The organism is Sphingobium soli (assembly GCF_020782245.1).
Classification (GTDB): Bacteria; Pseudomonadota; Alphaproteobacteria; order Sphingomonadales; family Sphingomonadaceae; genus Sphingobium; species Sphingobium soli.
On record NZ_JAJGNP010000007.1, the window covers coordinates 107,759 to 128,006 of the forward strand.

At 63.0% G+C, this 20,248-nt stretch carries 21 protein-coding genes; 15 read left to right on the forward strand and 6 right to left on the reverse strand.

What is annotated here, in order from left to right; translation table 11 throughout:
- The first annotated feature begins 24 nt into the window (after positions 1 to 24).
- Both LL253_RS10835 and LL253_RS10840 read left to right on the forward strand, forming a co-directional pair.
- Positions 25 to 1,005, forward strand: coding sequence for a TIGR03619 family F420-dependent LLM class oxidoreductase (locus LL253_RS10835; RefSeq protein WP_009823728.1), 981 nt, complete (start codon positions 25 to 27; stop codon positions 1,003 to 1,005).
- A 75-nt stretch (positions 1,006 to 1,080) separates the two neighbouring features.
- Positions 1,081 to 2,736, forward strand: a complete 1,656-nt coding sequence (locus LL253_RS10840) for an FAD-dependent oxidoreductase (protein ID WP_062731508.1) — start codon at positions 1,081 to 1,083, stop codon at positions 2,734 to 2,736.
- A 92-nt stretch (positions 2,737 to 2,828) separates the two neighbouring features.
- Here LL253_RS10840 and LL253_RS10845 read toward each other — a convergent pair whose 3' ends face one another.
- The 3 genes from LL253_RS10845 to LL253_RS10855 are packed head-to-tail and all read right to left on the reverse strand — an operon-like array spanning position 2,829 to position 5,991.
- A complete protein-coding gene (locus LL253_RS10845; RefSeq protein ID WP_062731507.1) occupies positions 2,829 to 3,905 on the reverse strand; it encodes an LLM class flavin-dependent oxidoreductase in 1,077 nt (358 codons plus the stop codon).
- A 59-nt stretch (positions 3,906 to 3,964) separates the two neighbouring features.
- Positions 3,965 to 5,038 (reverse strand): aromatic ring-hydroxylating dioxygenase subunit alpha, encoded by a 1,074-nt coding sequence (locus LL253_RS10850; RefSeq protein ID WP_062731378.1) that lies wholly within the window; start codon positions 5,036 to 5,038, stop codon positions 3,965 to 3,967.
- Between the two features lie 14 nt (positions 5,039 to 5,052).
- On the reverse strand, positions 5,053 to 5,991 hold the full coding sequence (locus LL253_RS10855) for a Rieske (2Fe-2S) protein (protein ID WP_009823724.1): 939 nt from the start codon (positions 5,989 to 5,991) through the stop codon (positions 5,053 to 5,055).
- Positions 5,992 to 6,069: 78 nt separating this feature from the next.
- Between LL253_RS10855 and LL253_RS10860 the strand changes: the two genes are divergently transcribed.
- Complete coding sequence (locus LL253_RS10860) at positions 6,070 to 6,723, forward strand: TetR/AcrR family transcriptional regulator (protein ID WP_228227162.1); 654 nt, start codon at positions 6,070 to 6,072, stop codon at positions 6,721 to 6,723.
- A gap of 32 nt (positions 6,724 to 6,755) precedes the next feature.
- Here the strand turns inward: LL253_RS10860 and LL253_RS10865 are convergent, their stop codons facing one another.
- The 3 genes from LL253_RS10865 to LL253_RS10875 form a co-directional block, all read right to left on the reverse strand.
- A complete protein-coding gene (locus tag LL253_RS10865; RefSeq protein ID WP_062731376.1) occupies positions 6,756 to 7,259 on the reverse strand; it encodes an ester cyclase in 504 nt (167 codons plus the stop codon).
- 38 nt (positions 7,260 to 7,297) lie between these two features.
- Positions 7,298 to 7,615, reverse strand: coding sequence for a 2Fe-2S iron-sulfur cluster-binding protein (locus LL253_RS10870; RefSeq protein WP_062731375.1), 318 nt, complete (start codon positions 7,613 to 7,615; stop codon positions 7,298 to 7,300).
- A gap of 90 nt (positions 7,616 to 7,705) precedes the next feature.
- Positions 7,706 to 8,995 carry a sulfotransferase family protein gene (locus LL253_RS10875; protein WP_062731374.1) on the reverse strand — a complete coding sequence of 430 codons (1,290 nt, stop codon included), beginning with the start codon at positions 8,993 to 8,995 and terminating at the stop codon, positions 7,706 to 7,708.
- 151 nt (positions 8,996 to 9,146) lie between these two features.
- On the opposite strand from LL253_RS10875, the gene LL253_RS10880 reads away from it, so the two are divergent.
- From LL253_RS10880 to LL253_RS10935, 12 genes are all read left to right on the forward strand, one after another.
- Entirely contained in the window at positions 9,147 to 10,025 is an 879-nt protein-coding gene (locus LL253_RS10880) for a helix-turn-helix domain-containing protein (RefSeq protein WP_062731506.1), read from the forward strand.
- Positions 10,026 to 10,146: 121 nt separating this feature from the next.
- A complete protein-coding gene (locus LL253_RS10885) occupies positions 10,147 to 10,938 on the forward strand; it encodes an SDR family NAD(P)-dependent oxidoreductase (RefSeq protein ID WP_062731373.1) in 792 nt (263 codons plus the stop codon).
- Between the two features lie 63 nt (positions 10,939 to 11,001).
- Positions 11,002 to 11,514 carry a VOC family protein gene (locus LL253_RS10890; protein ID WP_062731372.1) on the forward strand — a complete coding sequence of 171 codons (513 nt, stop codon included), beginning with the start codon at positions 11,002 to 11,004 and terminating at the stop codon, positions 11,512 to 11,514.
- A gap of 4 nt (positions 11,515 to 11,518) precedes the next feature.
- The gene (locus LL253_RS10895; protein WP_062731371.1) at positions 11,519 to 12,283 is read left to right on the forward strand and encodes a tyrosine-protein phosphatase; all 765 of its coding nucleotides are present in this window, start codon (positions 11,519 to 11,521) and stop codon (positions 12,281 to 12,283) included.
- A gap of 19 nt (positions 12,284 to 12,302) precedes the next feature.
- Positions 12,303 to 13,583 (forward strand): DUF1214 domain-containing protein, encoded by a 1,281-nt coding sequence (locus LL253_RS10900; RefSeq protein WP_228227163.1) that lies wholly within the window; start codon positions 12,303 to 12,305, stop codon positions 13,581 to 13,583.
- 11 nt (positions 13,584 to 13,594) lie between these two features.
- Complete coding sequence (locus tag LL253_RS10905) at positions 13,595 to 14,050, forward strand: nuclear transport factor 2 family protein (protein WP_062731370.1); 456 nt, start codon at positions 13,595 to 13,597, stop codon at positions 14,048 to 14,050.
- 60 nt (positions 14,051 to 14,110) lie between these two features.
- Positions 14,111 to 15,193: a TIGR03857 family LLM class F420-dependent oxidoreductase gene (locus tag LL253_RS10910; protein WP_009823713.1), complete on the forward strand. Its 1,083-nt coding sequence runs from the start codon at positions 14,111 to 14,113 to the stop codon at positions 15,191 to 15,193.
- A 2-nt stretch (positions 15,194 to 15,195) separates the two neighbouring features.
- Positions 15,196 to 16,326: a phosphotransferase family protein gene (locus LL253_RS10915; protein ID WP_062731369.1), complete on the forward strand. Its 1,131-nt coding sequence runs from the start codon at positions 15,196 to 15,198 to the stop codon at positions 16,324 to 16,326.
- A 124-nt stretch (positions 16,327 to 16,450) separates the two neighbouring features.
- The gene (locus LL253_RS10920) at positions 16,451 to 17,638 is read left to right on the forward strand and encodes a sulfotransferase family protein (RefSeq protein ID WP_228227164.1); all 1,188 of its coding nucleotides are present in this window, start codon (positions 16,451 to 16,453) and stop codon (positions 17,636 to 17,638) included.
- A gap of 25 nt (positions 17,639 to 17,663) precedes the next feature.
- Positions 17,664 to 18,440: an SDR family NAD(P)-dependent oxidoreductase gene (locus tag LL253_RS10925; protein WP_009823710.1), complete on the forward strand. Its 777-nt coding sequence runs from the start codon at positions 17,664 to 17,666 to the stop codon at positions 18,438 to 18,440.
- Positions 18,437 to 19,705: a hypothetical protein gene (locus tag LL253_RS10930; RefSeq protein WP_062731367.1), complete on the forward strand. Its 1,269-nt coding sequence runs from the start codon at positions 18,437 to 18,439 to the stop codon at positions 19,703 to 19,705. The genes LL253_RS10925 and LL253_RS10930 overlap by 4 nt, the downstream gene beginning before the upstream one ends.
- The gene (locus tag LL253_RS10935) at positions 19,702 to 20,235 is read left to right on the forward strand and encodes a VOC family protein (protein ID WP_062731366.1); all 534 of its coding nucleotides are present in this window, start codon (positions 19,702 to 19,704) and stop codon (positions 20,233 to 20,235) included. The genes LL253_RS10930 and LL253_RS10935 overlap by 4 nt, the downstream gene beginning before the upstream one ends.
- The last annotated feature ends 13 nt before the right edge of the window (positions 20,236 to 20,248 follow it).

The window sequence follows — 20,248 nt, forward strand, 5'->3', positions numbered from 1 at the left end:
GCGCTATCCTTCCCAAGGGAAGGTGTGGTCGAACCGATCCCGGCCATTCTACCTGCCGATCTGGAAATCAGGGAGGATCGGTCGATGAAACTGAACGTGGGCGTGCCCAACAGCATGCATGTCGCGGCAATGACGCAAGCTTGGGAATACAGCCTGACCGGGGACGACATCGGACAGGCGATGGCGACGGCCGATCGACTGGGCTTCAACAAGTGCATGTTGGGCGAACATTTCATCATTCCGCAAGATCATATTGGCCTGTCAGGCGACCATTATGTCCATGGCACGGTTGCCCTCTCCTTCCTGGCCGGCCGCACCAAGACGATGAAATTAAGCTCCTCGGTGTCAATCCTGCCGCTGCAGAGTCCGATCGTTCAGGCCAAGGCCTGGTCGACCCTCGACTGGCTGAGCGGCGGGCGGGCCACGGCCCTGTTCGGCGTCGGCTGGCTGAAGGAAGAGTTCGACATGCTGAATGTCGATTTCCACCAGCGCGGACGCATGGCCGACGAGTATATCGCCGCGATCATCGAATTGTGGACGTCGGAAAAGCCCGAATTTGAAGGCGAATTCGTTCGGTTCAGGAATGTCGGTTTCGCGCCCAAGCCGGTGCAGCAGCCGCGCTTGCCGATCTGGCTCGGGGGCGACGCCGAACCGGTGCTCAGGCGGGTGGCGAAATTCGGCGATGGCTGGTCGCCCTTCCGTACGCCACCGGAAAAATTCCCCGAATGCCTCGATTTCATCCGTTCGCAGCCGGAATATGACGGGCGGCCGATCGATCTGTTCTTTGCACTGGAAATGCTCAACGTCGGCGCCCATCACGAGATCATGGATGACCCGCGCGCGCCCGGAACGCGGGATGCGCAGAAGGTCATCGATCAGGTGGGCTGGTTGAAGGGATTGGGGGTCAATGAAACCATCGTTCCTCTGCCGCCGGGGATATCCGGGCTGACCGAATATCTCGATCGGCTCCAATGGGTGGCCGAGGAAATCATGCCCAAAATCTGAAAACCTGCCGGGGGAAAGGCGCGGAAGGCTGCGCTTTTCCCTCTTGGTTCTCGAAAGAAGGATCGGGAGGACTTGATGGCCGAATATGATGTTGTGGTGGTGGGATCGGGCGCGGCCGGCATGACGGCAGCGATCAGGGCCGCGTCTGCCGGGCTGTCGGTTCTGGTGTTGGAAAAGGCCGCACATTTCGGTGGCACGACTGCGGTTTCGGGCGGCGGCATCTGGATCCCCGACAGTCCGCAGGCCAGGGCGGCCGGTGTCGAGGACAGCCGCGCCGTGGCGCGCCAATATGTGCTGGACGTCATCGGACCGACGGCCGATCCCGCGCTGATCGACGCCTATCTCGATGCCGGTCCGGAAATGGTGGAATGGCTGGACCAGAACAGCCAGGTGCATTTCCTGCTCTCGCCGCCCAGTAGTGACTGGTATCCGGAAGTCCCCGGTGCGGCCGATCATGGCCGCCTGCTGTCGCCGCAGGAATATGACGGTAAGAAACTGGGCGATCATTTCGCCGATCTTCGTCCCGCGCGCGAGGAGTTCAATGCGCCGGGCGGCTTCATGATCGATCTGTTCGATCTACCCTATCTGGCGGGAATGCCCTCGCCCAAGTCGCTGTTCCATTTCGGCAAGCTGGCCGCGAAGTTCGGCCTGGATAAGGTTCGTCGCTATCCGCGCGGTACGCGGCTGACCATGGGCAACGCGCTGGCGGCGCGGCTGATCCGATCGGCGATCGATACCGGCGTCACGCTCCGCAAGGACGCCGCCGTCGATCGGTTGCTGGTGAAGGCCGGCCGCGTGACCGGTGTGCGCGTTAATGGCGAGGATATCGCGGCGCGGGTCGGCGTGCTTCTGGCGTCGGGCGGCTTTTCCGCCAGCGAGCAGTTGCGCAAGGCTTACATCCCTTATGCCGAGGAGCATGTCTCGATCCTCCCCTATGAAAATACCGGCGACGGGATGAATATGGGGCTGGATGCCGGCGCTTCGCTGGACGGCGACAATCTTGTCAATGCGGTTTGGGCCGTGGTGTCGAAGATGACGCGGCCGGACGGCTATGTCGCGCGCTATGCCCATCTGATCGACATGTCGAAGCCCGGCTGCATCGCGGTCGATGCCAAGGGCGAGCGGTTCGGGAACGAGGCTTCGGTCCATTTCGTGGAGGCCATGCACAAGAGCGGCACCGTGCCCGCCCACATCATCGGCGACGCCGCCTTCATCAAGAAATATGGCATGGGCATGGTCTATCCCGGCGGTGGCGGCCTGAAAAAGTTGATCGCGGCGGGCTATGTCACGGAAGCGCCCAGCCTGCGCGAACTGGCCGGCAAGATCGGGGTGGACGTCGATGGCCTGATGGCGACGGTCGCGAAGATGAACCGCTATGCCGAGACCGGCAAGGATCCGGATTTCGGCAAGGGCGACACGCAGATCGACATCGAGATCGGCGATCCCAAGCATAAGCCCAACCCGTGCCTGGGCCGGGTGGAAACCGCGCCCTTCTATGCCATCAAAATCCATCCGGGCGACGGGTCGACGACCGTGGGCCTCAAGATCGACGCGCAGTGCCGCGTGATCGGCACCGATGGCGCGCCGGTGGAGGGATTGTTCGCCGCAGGACTCGACGCCAATTCCATTTGGCGCGGCAAGTCGCCGGCCCATGGCTGCAATGTCGGCCCGGCCATGGTGACCGGCTTCATCGCGGGCAAAGCCATGGCCGAGACACTGGTGCTGGCATGATCCTTTTCGGGCGGGTTAACGGCAAAAGCCGGGATAAGGAATATCCCGATCCCGGCTTCTGCCGTTTCAACTTCTGAGAGGGCCGCAGGCTGCTACGCCGGTTCGGCAACCATGCCCGCGCGCGCTCGGGCGGTCGCCACCAGCTTGAACAGGCCCGCATTATAGTCGGTCAACTGCTCCATGGTCAGGTCCCGATAGGGCGTCATCGGGCAAAGCGAATCCACAACATCCCAGAACGGCTCGATCTTTTCGAGCACTTCGTCCACCGGCCCGCAGGTCACGAAGGCTTCGACCATATCGTCGGAAACATTGCCGATGACCTTGCCGATATCGCCATGCTCGCCCAGGCTGAGCTGGCAGGCGCGGGCCTGATCGCCGAAGCCGATCGCCTCGAAGAAGGGCTCATATTCCTTGTAGCCCGAATAGGCCGCAACGGTGGCGCGGCTGTCGTCGATCGCCCTCTGCTTGTCGTCATTGACCGCAATCCACGGCCAGGCGTTGATTTCGATATCCCCGCGCTTGCGGCCATATTGGGCCAGCGTGTCGGTGATGAAAGGCAGGCGGCTCTTGGTATAGGCTGCCGACCAGAGGGCATGGACCATCAGGCCGTCGCCGACCTCCAGCGCCAGCGCGGTCATCTTGTCCTGCAGTGCTGCGATCCAGATCGGGATTTCCTCCCGCACCGGCGGGGCGGTCAGCATCATTTCCTCGAAATCGGCGGAGAAATATTCCCCTGCGACCGGATCGAGCCCCTTATGCGCGTTGGCGATGACGTAGCGGATGACCTTGACGCTTTCGCGCAGGTGCGACAGCAGCTTGCGTTCCGGCTCCCCATACATGCCCGTGACGCAGCTCTTGATGCTGGAGCCCAGCCCCAGCACGAAACGGCCATTGGAAATGCGATCGACGTCCATCGCCGCATAAGCGGTCTCCACCGGACTGCGCGTTCCCGCGATGGCGACGCCCGTGCCGACCTTCAGGCTGTCGGTCAGCGCGGCGGTAGCGGCCATCGGCACGAAGGGCGGCCCGTAAATCTGCAGCGAAAAGCAGCCTTCGAAACCCGCCTGTTCCATTTGCTGGCCGATGCCCGCCATGGCGGGGGCGGGCAGGGTAGGCATGACGGCCCACCAGCGGCGTTGACCGCCGACGGCATTGACGAGCGTGGACATGGCGTCTCCGAAAAGAAAAAAGAGCGGACGCTGCCGTCCGCCCATGGGGAGAGATCAGATCAGAACTGGAACAGTTCCTTGCGCAGGCCAATGATGTCGCTGCAATCGGCGCTGACATTGTCACGATAGGCGAAATCGCCATTCGCCTGCCGGTCCGCAAGCTCCATCATCGCCATGCGATAGCGCTGCCCGGCCTGGTCGAACTTGCTGTGCAGGTCCTTGCGGTCGGTATGGCGCATGTAGCGCGGGCTTTGCGGGGACGTCATATAGCTGTCCTGCCGCGACACCTTGTAGCCTGCCTTGGGCATGACATGACGGAACATCAGTCCCGCGTTGGACGTGTTCATGACCATTTCCATCCGCGTGCGGTCCCGTGTTTCGGGCGTGCAAGGGTGGAACAGAGGCACATCGTCGCCGGGGCTAAAGCGGCCATAGGCAATCGCGCAGTGAGAGCGCAGATAGATGCGGATCACCTGCCGCACATTCTGGGTCGGCTGCTTGATGCCGCTGAAGAACTTCATCACCGGCGCGACCGACTTGTTGACGCAGGTGCGGACCATCGTGACGGTCTCGCTGTCGTAGAAGGTTTCCACTGTCTCGCTGTCCGACCGTTCGTCGCCGACGACATCGGCGTGCAGGAAGTCGGCATGGGTGAGGTCGATCAGGTTTTCCAGGCTGATCGGCGCTGAGCTTTCGAAACGGACGGTCGCGGTCATGTGGCGCGGCAGGCCCCCCTTGGGCGGGAGGAAGGGCAGGCTGGGCAAATGGCGGGGATCGGCGGCCAGCGGATTGCCGAACCATACCCAGACGACGCCATAATGCTCCATTACCGGATAGCGGCCCTGGGCGTTGGTGAACTCGCTCTTGTCGCGGGCGATCCGCTCATTGGGATGGAACTCGCTCGCCACGGCGACGCCATTGTCGCGCCACAGGAAGATGGGGTGTGAATAGACGGCGCGACGGACGGGCTTGCCGGTCACGGAATAATCATGCGCTACCGGAAACCAGCTGTCGCGCATCACCAGATTATGCGGCACCCAGCGGTTGATGGCATTCAGCGCGATCGGGCTGCCACCCGATGGCGCGGCGGAATTGTCGTCGTGCGAGACGGGACGATCGGCGGTTTCGAGCATCTTCAAATCCTCCTTCAGGCCGCTACGGTCTGATCATGGGTCGCTGGCGTGGTTTCCAGCATCACCTTGCGCAAATCCTCGCCATGCAGCGAGACGGTGGGCTTGGTGGCGCGCAATTTCGATCCGTCAACCGACGCGAGAACCGACAACGGATTGATCCCGCGCAGCACGGCGCCCCGCACACCTGGATGGCGCACGCCCAGTTCGGCGCGCCAGCGTACCGCCGTCACGCCCCGCGCCGAAGGCACGGGCGAGAGGACGGCATGGAGCAGATCGTTAAACTGGTCGTCACGCAGCGTCAGTTGCGTTTCGCCGGTCAGCGGATGGGTGCGCGTCAGCAGGGTGAGCGGAAATTCGGCCACGAAGTGCGACGGCCAATGCAGCGGATGCCACTGGCAGTTGCGCTCCATCACCAGCAGGCCGTTTTCCTCGTGCAGTTCCGACATCAGATAGGGGCTGAAGCGGACACCACGGATCGACAGGATCAGGCTGGGGTCATCATAGAGAGCGTTGAGATATTCCTGATGGCTGCAACTGACGTTGACGGTGCCGACATAGGTATATTTCGGGTCGGCGCTGAGCGGCGCCTGCGCCTTGGGGTTGAGGCAGACCCGCACGAAGCCGGCCTGTTCGGTCACCGCAAAGGCATTGGCCTTGTAGATCGGCGGGAATTTCTGCTGATCCTTCATGTTCGGGATTTCTTTGAGCCGCCCCGTCTCGCCGTCATAGCTCCAGCCATGATAGCCGCACTGGATCTGGCCATTGTCCCGGATGCAGCCGAGCGACAGAGGCGCGCGACGATGCGGGCAGCGATCCTCCAGCGCGCGGGCGATACCCTGATTGTCGCGCCACAACACGACCGGCTGATCGCCGATGTCGACGGACAGGGGCTTTTGAGAGGTCACTTCCTCGGACCGTGCGACAGCCCACCAAAGATCAGAATCGAGACTCATAGCGCTATCCACTCTCCTTTCGATTAAATTGACGGATGACAATTTATATGTCAACGTCTTTTCGCTATGGATTTGCTGATGCTCGATCGCCCCCAGCGCACACGCGGTCGCCCCGCGCTCAATGCCGCCCAGGCCGTGGACGAGGACAAGCTACTGGGTCTGGCCTTCGCGACCTTCGCGGAACGCGGCTATGAGGGCACGACGCTGCGTGATCTGTCGAAGCGGCTTGGGGTCAGTCACAATCTCCTGAATGTCCGATTTGGCCGGAAGGAAGATTTGTGGGTACGCGCGGTCGACTGGCGGATGGCGCAGGCCTCGCCCTTCGTCGAAGCCGCCTTTGATGAACCGGCCGATCCGGAGGTTCGGCTGCGCCATCTGATCCAGCGCTTCTGCCTTTGGGCGACGAACAATGGCGACATCGTTTCGCTGACCAATGTGGAAGGTTGCCGTTCGACTTGGCGGCTGGATCATATCGTCGAACATTTCGTGCTGCCGTTCCAGCGGCGGCTCGACGGCCTGCTTGACGCGGTACGGCTCCAGCGGCCGGTGCACGGTCTGTCGACTGCGGCGCTTATGGCGCTGCTGGTCCAGGGGGTCGGCTATTATTTCTGCGCCGTGCCGATGCAGCAGCGGCTGGGGGCGGGGCAGGAGGTCGATGACGTCCACGCGGTCGAACATGCCGACAGGCTGGCCACGTTCCTGCTCGCTGCCCTGCTGCCGCCGGTCGCCTAACCGAAGCGGAAGAAGGGCAGCGGCGCAGTCGCTTACTTGTAGGGATCGACCGGCTGGGGCACTTCCACCACGCCAATGTCCTTCAACATGGTCAACACGTCGGAAATGCTGAAGATGCTGACGATCTTGTCGTCCTTGAACTTGACGATGGAGAACCAGTTGACCTGAAACTCGTTGCCGGTCGGCTGTACGCCCATATAGGGTCCGCCGACATGCTTGCAGTAGTGGGTCGCGTAGATCCAGATTTCGTCGTCACCCTTACCGACCGCGTCGATGGTCTTGTAGGCGGCAGGGAAAAAGGTCTTATAGAGTGCGACCGGCGAGGTCTTCCACTGTTCATAGGTGCCCAGGTCGGGGCGGTTGGGGTTGCCATAGCGGAAATCGGGATGGAAAAACCGGTCCATGGCGTCAAAATCGCCGGCGTTCAGGGTTTCCTGAAGATCGGTCCAATGCTTGACCATCTTCTTCTGCTTGTCGGTCAGTACGGTCGAACCCGACACGTCCAGCTGTTCACGAATTTCTTCTTTCCAGGCCACGATAATCCTCTCTCATTGATTCAGGATTGGGGTTATGCTCAGTCTTCAGGTGCGATGGTGACCGTAAGTCCCGACAGGGCTTCCGTCATCATGACCTGACAGGACAGGCGCGAATAGTCGTTGCGGTGGGGCGATCCGTCCAACAGATCGCTTTCGTCTTCCGATACCGGGGGTAGGGCCTGCGCGAAGGCCGGATCGACATAGACATGACATGTCGCGCAGGAGCAGCATCCGCCACAAAGCGCCAGCAGCTCATCAAAGCCCGCGTCGCGGATGGCTTCCATCACCGAGCTGTCGGCGGATGCGTCGATCGTCTGCTGTGCGCCGTCACGGGTGATGACATTCAATTCCGGCATGGCATTCCTTTGGTGCAATCGAAGGCGATGCCCCGTCCTAGTGAGCGCGCGCAGCTTTCCGTCCTGTCGAAAGACAGGTATTGAGACAGGCTATTTCACTTCGACCTCTACTGGGAACCTATCAAAATAGAATGCAAAGGGGCGGCGCAATTCCTCCCCGGTGACATGGAAATCACGCTCCAGATCGTAGACGATCTTGCCCTTGGCCTGCTCGCCATGCTCGGCCAGATAGGCGTGCAGATCGGCCAGCGCCTCGTCGGTCAGTGGGATATCGGCAATGCGATAGATTTCCTTCAGGATCGGATCGGGATTTTTGATCCAGTCGTGAAAATAGACGTCGATTGTCTGTTTGGGGGGCAGGATGTCGCGATCGCGCACGCAGGCGCGAAGCAGCTTTTCATAGCGGTCGGGCCAGTAGCCCAGAGGCTCCTGAATATCGACCGATTTGCGCAACATGCGCGCCGCATAGCTGTACATGGTGAGCTGCGACCGGATCGACCCGACCGGATCGCGATGGGTCAGGACGAAAGTGGCATCGGGAAAAGTCTTATAGAGAGCAGGCAACTGCTCCATATGTTGCGGGCATTTGATGACCCATCGGTTCGGTCCTTTCAGGAAGGTCAGGATCTGGAGCCCTTTTTTCAGATAGGCATAGGTGCCAGACTGGTCGTGGTTCAGATAATAATCGCGCCAGCGCGGCACATGCGCCAGCCACTCGATCAGATAGGAGGAGAAATCGACCGCCTGCAATTCGATATCCTCGCTGATATGATCGGGCGAAAATTCGTGCATGATCGCCATATAGGGCAGGATCGATTCCATCGTTCGCCAGCCCTGTTCCGCCTTGGTCCAGCGCGGATTGCTGTCCTCTTCCGTCGGGGTTTCGTCGGGCGCGGGGACAGGCGCGATGGCTTCCCACCATGGCAGCGACCGGAAACGGCGGTCAGCCGACAGCAGGCCCAGCAGATGCGTGGTGCCCGATCGCGGCAGGCCCGCGACGATGATCGGCCGGTCAATCTGGATGTCCAAGATCTCCGGGTGGCGTCTGACCAAGTCTTCTATCCGCAGCCGAGTCGCGGCAAGGCGGATCATCATCTGGAACAGGTTGGCCCGCGTGACCGCCGAAGCGTTCGCATCTTCGTCCACTGCCTGGCACCAGACGGCCAGACGTTCGCGAAAATCGTCCGCGCCGAAATCCGACAGCCCTGTCTGCGCCTGCGCCGCAGCCAATATGACCTCGGGCTTCAGGATGATCTGATCTGCCGCAGCCTCTGCCCCCGCCAATACCTGCTTCTGGACATCGGTCAGCGCAGGGTGGTGCAGGTCGGTGATGTCGATGATGTTACGGCGCGTGGCCTCTTCCTGCACGGCACTGCCCATCTTTCTCTCCTTTTTTCGATGCGACATCTAAATGCGCCCGCCCTCTCTTTCGCAAGGTGCCCAGCCATCGCCGTCGCGCCAAATATCCGGCAAAAGCGCCATGCTGCGCGGCGAATATGTCGCAGAGCGCGAAACTGTCCGGAGGGGTTGGATGAACGCTGTTTCCCAGGTCTACGACGTGCCCGTAACGCCGACGATGGACTGCACGGTCCGGGGTCGGATCGCGCTGCCCGGCGTGGTGATGGAATTGCATCATTACCGATTTCGCGGCCAGCAGGGCGGGGTCTTTTCATCGCCGCGCAGTTTTCTCGATCTGGCGCTGTCCCCCCGGCCCGGTCGCCCCTGGGGCGGTTATGGCGGTATCCAGCAGGGCGGGGCCTGCGCCTTGGGCGACATATTGTTCGTCCCGGCGCGAAACGAATTGCATACCGAATGGGGAGAGGGCGAACAGACGTCGATATGCTGCGGCTTCGACGGCATGGGGTTCGACCATGACGGGCCGGACCTGTCGAGCGACGCGTTGCAGGCTTCGCTCGACGTGCGCAGTCCGACTGTGCGCGAGGCGCTGCGGCGTATCGCCGGCGAGATTGCGCAACCCGGCTTTTGCAGCGAGATGCTAACGCAGGCGATATGGCTTCAGGCTGCGATCGAATTGCAGCGCTATCTGCGTGGTTCGGCGCGCGATGGCGGAACGGGAGGAGGCGGCATGTCCCGAACCCAGCTTCAACGCATCGAGGATCGCGTCGAACAGCCGGGGAAACCCCCGTCCGTCGCCGAACTGGCGGCCGAATGCGGCCTTTCCACCCGCCATTTCTTCCGCCAGTTCAAGATCGCCACTGGGCAGACGCTCACGCGCTACGTCGCCGACCGCAAGATCGACCGGGCGAAGCAGTTGCTGCGTCGGGCCGGTCCGGCGATCAAGGTCATCGCCTGGGATTGCGGCTTCGACAGCGCGGCCGCCTTTTCGGCGGCCTTCCGCAAGGCGACCGGACTGACGCCGCGGCAATTCCGAGAGGGCGTGATGCATTGAAGCCAGGGCCGTTTCGCGATGGCATTGGCACGATCGCGAAACTGGGGCCGCTTGTTCATCGGCCCGGTCGCCAGCAATGTTGCGCCAAAGCGCCGCCGCCGTTCGAGCGGCCATCGGGAGAATGGACGTGCCGGAAAATCTGTTCGATCTGAGCGGCAAGGTGGCGCTGGTCACGGGCGCCAATTCGGGGCTGGGTTTCGGCTTTGCCCGCGGTCTTGCCCGTGCCGGCAGCGACGTCGTCCTCTGGGGGCGGCGCGCCGACAGGAATGAAGAGGCGGCGGCCGCATTGCGCGCGCATGGGGTGCGGGTCTTCGCCGATGTCGTCGATGTGTCCAGCGAGCCCGCGATCGTCGCCGGCTTCGCCCGCGCGCTCGATGCAATGGGCCGGGTCGACACGGTGGTCGCCAATGCCGGCGTCGCCAGCCGGGTGCCGTTCACCGACATGGACGTCGCCACCTATCGCAAGCTGATCGACGTCAATCTCGATGGCGCCGTCTTCACCCTGCGGGAGGGTGCGCGGCACATGAAGGCGCGCGCGGAAGCCGGCGACCCGGGCGGTTCGTTGATCATCTGCGGCAGCGGCTCGATCTTCCAGGGTGTGCCGACCATGGCCCATTACGGCATTGCCAAGGGCGCGCTCAACGCCCTTGGCAAGGCGCTGGCGGCCGAACTCGGTCCGATCGGCGTGCGCTGCAACGTCATCGCGCCGGGTTTCATCGAAACCGAAATGACATTTGCCGATCCGGAGGTCGGCAGGATGATCGCAGACGTGGTCGCAGCGAAGGCCCCGCTCGGGCGGGCGGGCAAGCCGTCCGATCTGGAAGGCGCGGTCGTCTATCTCGCGAGCGATATGGCGGCCTACCACACCGGCGACACGCTGGTCGTGGACGGCGGCAAGATGTCCGCCAACTGACCGAGCGGCAGGTGCCGCGCCGGGCTTTTACGGCCTGATTGTCGATATTAGCAGGAGATATCCATGTTCGCCCGGCCCAACAGCCAGCATTGCCAGGTCGCCTATGTCACCAACGATCTCGACGCGGCGATGGCCGCGCTCAAGGACGCTTATGGCACGCCTGGCTTCTTCGAATTATCGAACATCCAGCCCGGCGAAGATCCGACCGGCAAGCCGGTGCTCAAGATCGCGCTAGCAGTGGTCGGCGGCGTCGAGGTCGAACTGATCGAGCCGGTGGGTGACACGGCCCCCTTGTTCAGCGATTTTCTGCCCGAGGGCGATGATCTGGCCATTCGCTTTCATCATGTCGCGACCCGGATTGACGGACCGCTTGCCCATTGGGACGCCCATGTCGCTTCGCTCGACCTCACGCGGCACCCGGTCGTGTTCGAAGGCGCGCTGGGCGACTCGCTGCGCTATATCTACACCGACGAGCGCGCGACGCTGGGCCATTATGTTGAGCATGTCTGGATGGCGCCCGACCTTCTGGCGCAGATGCGTGCCGTCGTCCCTACCTATCCGCCTGTGAAGGACTGACTGCATGACCATCGCCCTGTCCCGCCTCAATTTCCGCGACATAGGCGGTCTGCCGACTGCGGGTGGAGGGCAGGTCCGGTCCGGCATCCTGTTCCGCTCCGAAGGGCCGGCGAGTTTCTTCGAGGATCATCATGCGGAGCTATCGGACCTGGGCTTCCGCTCGGTGGCGGACCTCCGATCGACGATCGAAAGGGACGCGGCGCCGCATGGCTGGTGCGGCCCGGATTGCCGGATTCTCGACCTCGACATGAACACCGACCTGCGCGCGCAGGGGGAGGACATGTGGCTGTCGCTCGGTCGCGAGCCGACCGCCGCGCACGCCGTCGAGGTGATGTCGCATAATTACGGCCTCATGCCGCAGGCCTTTCTGCCGCACCTGTCGCGGATGGTCGATGCGCTGCTGGCGCAGGACACGCCGATGCTGGTCCATTGCACCGCCGGCAAGGATCGAACCGGCGTCGTCGTCGCCCTGTTCCTGGAGCTGCTCACAGTGCCGCGTCCCGTGATCATGGAGGATTATCGCAAATCCGATATATTCGGCCAGAATCTGCGCGTGTCGGGTCATCTCAAGGGCGATCTGCAAAAAACCTTCGGCTTTGTGCCGCCCGACGACATGGTGGCCATCCTGATCGGCGTACAGGATGATTTCCTCCTGAGCGCGCTCGACATGGTCGCGACGCGATGGGGCGGGATTGAAGGGTATTTCGAGGCGGCAGGCGTCGACGCGGAGCGGCGTACTGCGCTGAGGCAATTGCTTGCCACAGACTAGGCGGGAAATCTGCGCGGGCGTGCCAGCCGTCCTCGCCGGGCTTCTGCTGCCGGGCGGGATCGCCCGGGCGTCGGCCGTCAACCGGAAGAATATGGTGGAGAATGAGATGAGCGACAACGGCATTTTCGAATGGGAAGATCTGCTCGACCAGCTTCGTCCGCTGGGCCAGTTGATGCGCGATCGTATCCCGGAAAGGCTGCGCAGCGATCCCCGCGTCATGCAGGAATCGGTGCGGCTGTTGCTGTCGGGCGTGCTGCGCACGACCAATGACGCGATCATGCATGATCGCAGTCACCCGATCTTCGTGCCCGAACTTAACATCTGTCAGAATATCTTTCAGCCCAATGCGGACACTATCTACAAGGCGGCGCTGATCGAAAGGGGCGGGACCTATCGCATCCGGGGGGATCGCGGCACTACGCGGATGATGATCCTGGCACAGCTCGGCCCGGACACGCTGCGCACCGGGCAGCATCATCCCGCGCAGGACGCAAATGATTTCGACGACCTGCACATCGGTGCTGACGGAACCTTCGATGCCATCCTCTCGCCGACCCGGCCTACCGGCTATGAAGGCGACTGGTGGGAACTGAAACCCGCGACCGAGAAGCTGATGGTGCGGATCGTCGCCTGCGACTGGGGCGTCGAGCGCGAGCCACGCTTCGGCATCGTACGTTTGGACACAGATCACGCCGCTAAGGGGCGCCCCACGCTGGCGCAACTGGCGCACCGTTTCGCCGAGATTCCGGCCACCGCGACCGTCTGCGCGCTGGCGTTCCCCGACAAGGTGCAGAAGCTGCGCGACGAAGGGCTGATCAATACGCTGAAAGTCGTCGACTTCTCGCAGATGACCGGTCTTGCCCGGCAGTCCTATTATGAGGGCGCCTACGAGCTGGCTGATGACGAGGCGTTGATTACCGAGGTGCAGATCCCGAAGGAAGTCGACTACTGGTCACTGATCCTGACCAACGAACTTTATGAGACGACCGACTGGTATCATAACCAGTCCAGTCTCAACGCGGCGCAGGCCGTGCTCGACGGCGACGGCTATTTCCGCGCCGTCATTTCCGCGCGCGACCCGGGCGTCCACAACTGGCTCGACACGTCGGGCTATGCCAGCGGCGCGGTGCAGGGGCGCTGGTTCAACACCGACGAGCGGCCCACGCCGACGACGAAGAAGGTCAAGCTGGCCGACGTGCGCAGCCATCTACCCGCTGACACCGTGCTGGTGACACCGGATGCGCGCGCGCAAGCGATCCGCGAACGTACGCTCCGCGCGCACACGCGTATCATCTGGTGATGGAGGATTAAATGAGCGACGATCTGGCCAGGCTGCTCGACTATGAGGCGATCCGCAACGTGAAGGCGCGCTATTGCCGCTTTCTCGACACGAAGGACTGGGACGGCTTTCTCTCCCTGTTCACGCCCGATGCGGTGCTGGATGTCGAGGAGGATACCGGCAACCCGCCGATGAGCGGACATGCCGCCATATTGGAGCAGGTGCGCTCTGCGGTCATCGATGCGCGGTCGGCGCATCAGATCCACTCGTCGGAGATCGACCTGCGCGGCGATGAGGCGGACATGATCACGGCGATGCAGGACCGGGTGGTCTGGGCGCCGGGCAAATGCCCTATCCCCGGCGGCCAGTCGATCACCGGTTTCGGCCATTATACCGAACGCTATGTGCGTCGGGACGGACAGTGGAAAATCGCGGCGCTCAAGCTCGCCCGCCTCTATGTCGAGGTGCATCCCGGACCTGCCGTTTGACAGGTTGCCAATGCTCCTCCCAACGGCAATGCAGTGGCATATATTTGAGAGGACAAGGGAATGACGGAAGCGGTGGAACCGGGCGCACGGGCACTTTTCGATAAGTTCGGCACCTATATCCTGCCCGGCCGCGTGAACGATCCGCGTCGCGGCATCGACGAAGCGAAGGAAGCGGAGCGCATCGGCCTTGGTTGCGTGTGGATTTCCGAACGCTATGCGCTCAAGGAGCCGGCGGTGCTGGCGGGCGCGGTGGCCGAGGCCACGTCGAAGATTCGCATCACCGGCACCATGTATGCGACGATGCGCCATCCGCTCGTCACCGCCAGCGTTGCCGACATGATGCAGGCGATGAGCGGGGATCGGTTCCGCCTGATGTTCGCGCGGGCCGTGCCGGCCTATATGAAAATGCTCGGTTCGCCGCCGATCACCATGGAACGGCTGGCCGATCTGATCTCGATCTGTCGGCGTCTCTGGGCGGGCGAGAAGATCAATTATGAGGGCGTGCTGGGCAAATTCCCCGCCATCAGCCTCACCGATCGTCATGGCGGCACGCCGCCGCCGATCATCTTTACCGCGATCGGTCCCAAGAGCCTGGAATTTGCCGGCGAACATTGCGACGGCGTGCTGCTGCATCCCTTCGTGTCGGCGCAGGGGGTGAAGAACAGCGCGAAGATTGTCCGCGACGCGGCCGAAAAGGCCGGCCGTGATCCCATGTCCGTGCGCATCTATCACAATATCATCGTCGCCCCGGACCTGCCCAAGGAGGAGGAGGAGGCCGTCGTCGGCGGCCGCGCCATCACTTATTTCGAACTGCCCGGCTTTGGCGACCTGATCGTCGACATCAATGGATGGGACACGAAGGTGCTGGAGGATATCCGCGCCCATCCCAAAATCGCCGGCCTCAACGGCAAGCCGGCGGATCAGGCCTATACACGGCAGGAACTGGTCGATGTCAGTCGTCTCATTCCGCAGCAATGGCTGGATGAAGGCGCTGCCGTGGGGACCGCAGCCCAGTGCGCCGACCAGCTAATGGCCTTTCTGGACGCGGGCGCCGATGAAATCCTGCTGCACGGCTCGTCGCCCAAGGATATGGGGCCGCTCACCACAGAACTGAAGCGCGCGCTGGCGGGGAAGGGGCTGTAATCATGGAATTGCTGACCCCCGATCGTCTCACCGTCCAGTTACAAGACTGGCTGGCGGGCGAAAAGCCCGAATGGCACGACATTCGCGTTCGCCCGCTCGATGTGACGCTGGGCGCAGGCTTTTCGGCGGACATCTTTTTCGTCGACGTCGACTATGTCGATCCGGCCGGTCCCCAGAGCCAGACGCTCGTGGTTCGCCGTCAACCGATGGACCTGGAAGTGGTGTTCGGCAGCAGCCTGGCGCTACAGGGCAAGATGATGGCGGCGCTCGATGCGCGGGGCGACCTGCCCGTCCCGCCCTGGATCGGCATGCATCTCGACCCCGATATTCTCGGCCTGCCTTTCCTCGTTATGGGCAAGGTGGAAGGGGAATGCGCCAAGCAGAAGCCCAACTATAATTTGGAGGGCTGGCTGGTCGAGATGAGCCCGGCGCAGCGACGGCAAAGCTTCACGAACGCCATCAACGCCTTTGCCAGCCTGGCGAAGATCGACTGGCGCGATGGCTTTGAATTTCTCGCCCAGCCTGAAAATGGGCAGCCAGGGCTTGATCAATATGTCGGCGCGCTCGAAGCGTGGCACAAGGCGGCCGGCCGAGGCCGCGCCATGCCCATCGTGGATGCAGCCATGGCCTATGTGCGCGCCAACATGCCGGCCGTTGCGGGGGTGAATGTGCTGTGGGGCGATCCCACGCCATCGAACGTGATGTTTTCCGCCGATGGTCAGGTCAACGCGCTGATCGACTGGGAACTCGCGGCGCTGGGACCGGCCGAGCTTGACCTCGCCTGGTGGCTCTATTTCGACGATCTGTTCGGCCGTCGCTTCGGCATCACTCGGCTGGAAGGCCTGCCGACCAGGGACGAGACGATCGCCATCTGGGAAGCGGCAAGCGGCCAGAAGGCCGGGCATCTCGATTACTATGACATCGTTGCGGCGCTCCGTATGGCGCTGGTCGCCGTGGGCGCCTTCGACCGGCAGGTCGGCATCGGCAATATCCCCGCGACCAACAAATCGCTTAACGACAATTTCATGACCCTGTATCTGGCTGAAAAGCTGGGGCTGCCTATCCCCGAACTCGGACCGGATTTCGTAGCCTTCATGAAGAATCTAACGCCGGTGGAAGACAAGGCGGCCTGAAAACGGGCCGCTGCGTGTAAAAGCGAATTGCCCGCTTGACCGATGCCCCAATCAATAAATATACAGTGTGGAATAATAAAATGGAGAGGTGAGTCATGCGGCAGCGGCCGGTCGAAGGGCATTCATGAAAAGCGCTGTCGCAGAGCGCGCGCCGCTTTCCGCCGATGCACTGATCGCGGAAGCGCGCGCCGTGACCGGACTGTCGGACTTTGGATCGGACCTGTCCTTCATGACCGGCTTTCGTCGGCTGGTCGATGCAGTCGAGGCGATGGACCCGTCCGCCCAGTTACGCGACACCGCGCATCACAAAATCGTCGGCCTGCTCGCGACCCGACTGCGCTTCGCCGAAGACGAACGGCTGCATCCTGACATCGTGGCGCAGGATGTGGGCGACCCGCTGATCGTCTGCGGCCTGCCGCGCACCGGGACGACGATCACATACGACCTGCTTTGCCTCGATCCGGCGGCCCGGGCGCCGCGCGAATGGGAATGGTATATCCCCTGGCCGGCGCCGGAAATATCCAGTTTCGACAGCGATCCGCGCATAGCGCAGGTGCAGGCCATCTATGAAAACTGGCTGAAGCACGCGCCGCAACTGGCCGACATCCAGCGGATGGATTGCACCCAGCCGGGCGAGTGCAACCATGGCATGATGCTGCATTTCGCCAGCACCAATTTCCCGGCCGAACTGGGCGTGCCCGCCTTTGCCCGATGGCTGCAGGACGTCGTGCCAGAAGGGCAATATCGCACCCACAAGCGGATTCTCCAGCACTTCCAGTGGAAAGGGCCAAGGGGCCGTTGGACGCTGAAATCGCCGCAGCATCTCATGGACCTGCCGGGCCTGGTGGAAACCTATCCGGGCGCGATGCTGGTGTGGACGCATCGCGATCCGGTGCTGACCCTTTCTTCGCTGTCGAGCATGATCGCCGGCTTCTTGGCCGCGGTCGGCGGCGCCAATGATCTTCAGGCGATCGGCCGCTCGGTCGTCGATACCTGGTGCGCGGGGTTGGCGCGAGCGACGCAGGCCCGTGCCAACGATGCAGCGATCGAGGGCCGCATCCTGGACCTCGCCCACCGCGATATCGTCGCTGACCCGATGGCGACCATTGAGCGCATCTACGACCGGTTCGGCCTGCCATTCACCGACCCCCATCGTGACCGCATCGTGGAGTTCCTGACGAACAATCCTGCCGCCAGCCGCCTCGGTAAGCACAGACACAGCCCCGACCAGTTCGGCATCGATCCGGGCGAGGTGCATGGACGGCTCGCCGACTATTATGCGCGCTACGGCCATCTGTTCGACCGCGCCTGACCCCCTATCTTCTGGAGTATCCAGCATGAGTGTTCTCGACCGTTTCCGCCTCGACGGGCGCACGGCCATCCTGACCGGGGTCGGGCCGGGCGTCGGCGAACATGTCGCCAAGGCCTATGCCGAATTGGGCGCCAACGTGGTTCTCTCGGCCCGCTCGCAGGACCGGCTCGACCGGATTGCGGCAGAGATCAACGCTCGCGACGGCGGCCGGGCGATCGCCATCGCCGCCGACGCGGGCGAGAAGGGCGATCTTGAACGGCTGGTGGCGGGCGCGCGCGCCGCCTTCGGTCCCATCCATATCGTGTTCAACAATGCGGCGGCGGGCGTCGTCTATGCCGCAGATGGCGGGCTCTGGGCGAACACGGATGAAGTCTGGAAGACAGCGATGGACGTCAACGTCATGGCGACCTGGCGTCTGACCGAACTGACGGAGGCCGATATGAAGGCGCATGGCAAGGGCAGCATCATTTCGGTCCAGAGCTGCGGCGGCTTCACGCCGATCCCGCCCGCCGTCGCCTATGGCGTGTCGAAGGCGGCGCTGCTTTTCCTGGTGCGCGAGTTGGCTAAGACGCAGGCGCCGCACACCAGGATCAATTGCCTGTGCGTCGGATCGATGAGCCCGGACGGGCAAGAGGCCGCGATCCACAAAGGGCTGGGCCTTGCCGAGCGCAACGCGATCAAGCGTTTCGGCGCGGCGGACGAGGCGGTCGGCGCAGCGATCTTGCTGGCGGGGGATGGTTCCAGCTACACGACCGGCAGCACCATCTTCACCGAAGGCGGCCGGGTGGGGACCATTTCATGACCGCGAACCCTCTCTGGACCGACGATCAGGCAGCGGCGGAAAAGCTGGCGCTGCGCCTCATCGAACGGCCTGACATCCGTGCCGCGCGCGAAGAAGCGCGCCTCATGCTGCTCGCGGACCCGCTCGCAGGCGCGCTCGACGGACGGTTGGGGCTGGATCGGGCGCTTGATCAGTGGGTGCTGGGACTGGCCATGCGCGAAGCCAATGGCGATCCCGCCGATCCCAGGGTCGTGTGGAATATCAGCAATGCCCCGCGGCGCTGGTTCGGCCATATCTATCCGGGCGCGGCGGTGGCGATCGACAATCCCGACAATTTCAACCGCGAGATTCCAATCGACGGCGACGGGCGCTATGCCGTCGACATCCGCTTTTCCGCCGATCCACCGCAGTTCAGCATCGTGGCCGAGGTCGAACCGGCGCATCATGCGGGACTGGGACGCAATCTGGGCGCGCTGACGCTCCAGCAACTCAAGCCCTTCTGCGATGCCGACGGGCAGGTGACTGTGACGGTCGGCCCGCAGGAGGGCGGCGCGACTCATTTACGGACCGAGCCGGGCGCACGAATCCAGGTCTATACTCGCGACAGTCAGCGCGACTGGCGGCAGGTGCCGGCGCAGGTCAGCGTCCGTCGCCTCGATCCGCCAGCCGACATGCGTCCGCGCGACGAGGAGGAGATCGCCCGGACCGTCGTCGCCGACCTGCCAGCCTGGGTCGCCTTCTGGTCGGGGTTCAAGAATGATTTTCTCGGTCATCCCGAACCCAACCGGCTGATCGGACCCAATGGCCGCGACGGGGGCTGGGGCTATCTGGCTGGCGGGCGTTTCGCCCTTGGGGAAGGGCAGGGGTTGCTGGTGACGATCGATCCGGCGGGCAGCTATTATACCGGCATCCAGATTGCCGATCCGTGGACCATCTCCCCCGATCCGATGCTGCGCCTGGTCAGCCTCAACAGCGCTCAGGTCACGCCAGCGACCGATGGCATGATCAGCTATGTGGTGGCGGGCGTCGATCCAGGCATCGCCAACTGGATCGATACGGCAGGCCTTGAAGAAGGTTGGGTGCTTCTGCGCTGGCAGGGCGTACCCGACGGCGCCGATCCCGCCCGCTTCATCCGCGACGTGCGCGTCATCGATCTTGTGGCCATTGATCGCGACTTGGACGCAAGGGTGCCCCGGGTCGACATCGCCGCGCGGGGACAGCAGTTGCGGGACCGCGCGCGCCAGCATGGCCTGCGAACCCATGGCGCGAGCTGGGGAGATGCATGATGCAGCCCAAGGGCTCTATACTGGAATTGTGCCAGGTGGTGCGCGACATGGAGCTTGCCTTGGATCACTGGACGCGGGTCATGGGCGCGGGGCCGTTTTTCGTGTTCGACGTGCCCGTGCTGCCGGGCCAGATCTATCGCGGCGCGCCAACGCAGGTGGCGATGAAGGTCGCGTTCGGCTTTTCCGGCGGATTGCTGATCGAACTGCTCCAGCAGACCAATGACGGACCTTCGGTCTTCACCGAAATGCTCGACCGTTATGGTGAGGGCTATCATCATGTCATGCTGCGCATTCCCTATGACGACGGCGTGGCGCGGCTGTCCGGCGAGGGCTATGCCATGGCCTTCAGCGGCCGGATGCCGTCGGGCGAGCGTTTCGCGTTGTTCGATACCCGCGAAGGCAATGGCGGCTATGTCGAACTGATGGAGATTTCTACCGCAATGGAGGCATCGCTCGACCGGATGCACGCCGCTCATTGCGCGTGGGACGGGATCGATCGCCCCGTCCGGTCCATCGCCGACCTCGGCTGAATCTGGGGCTGAA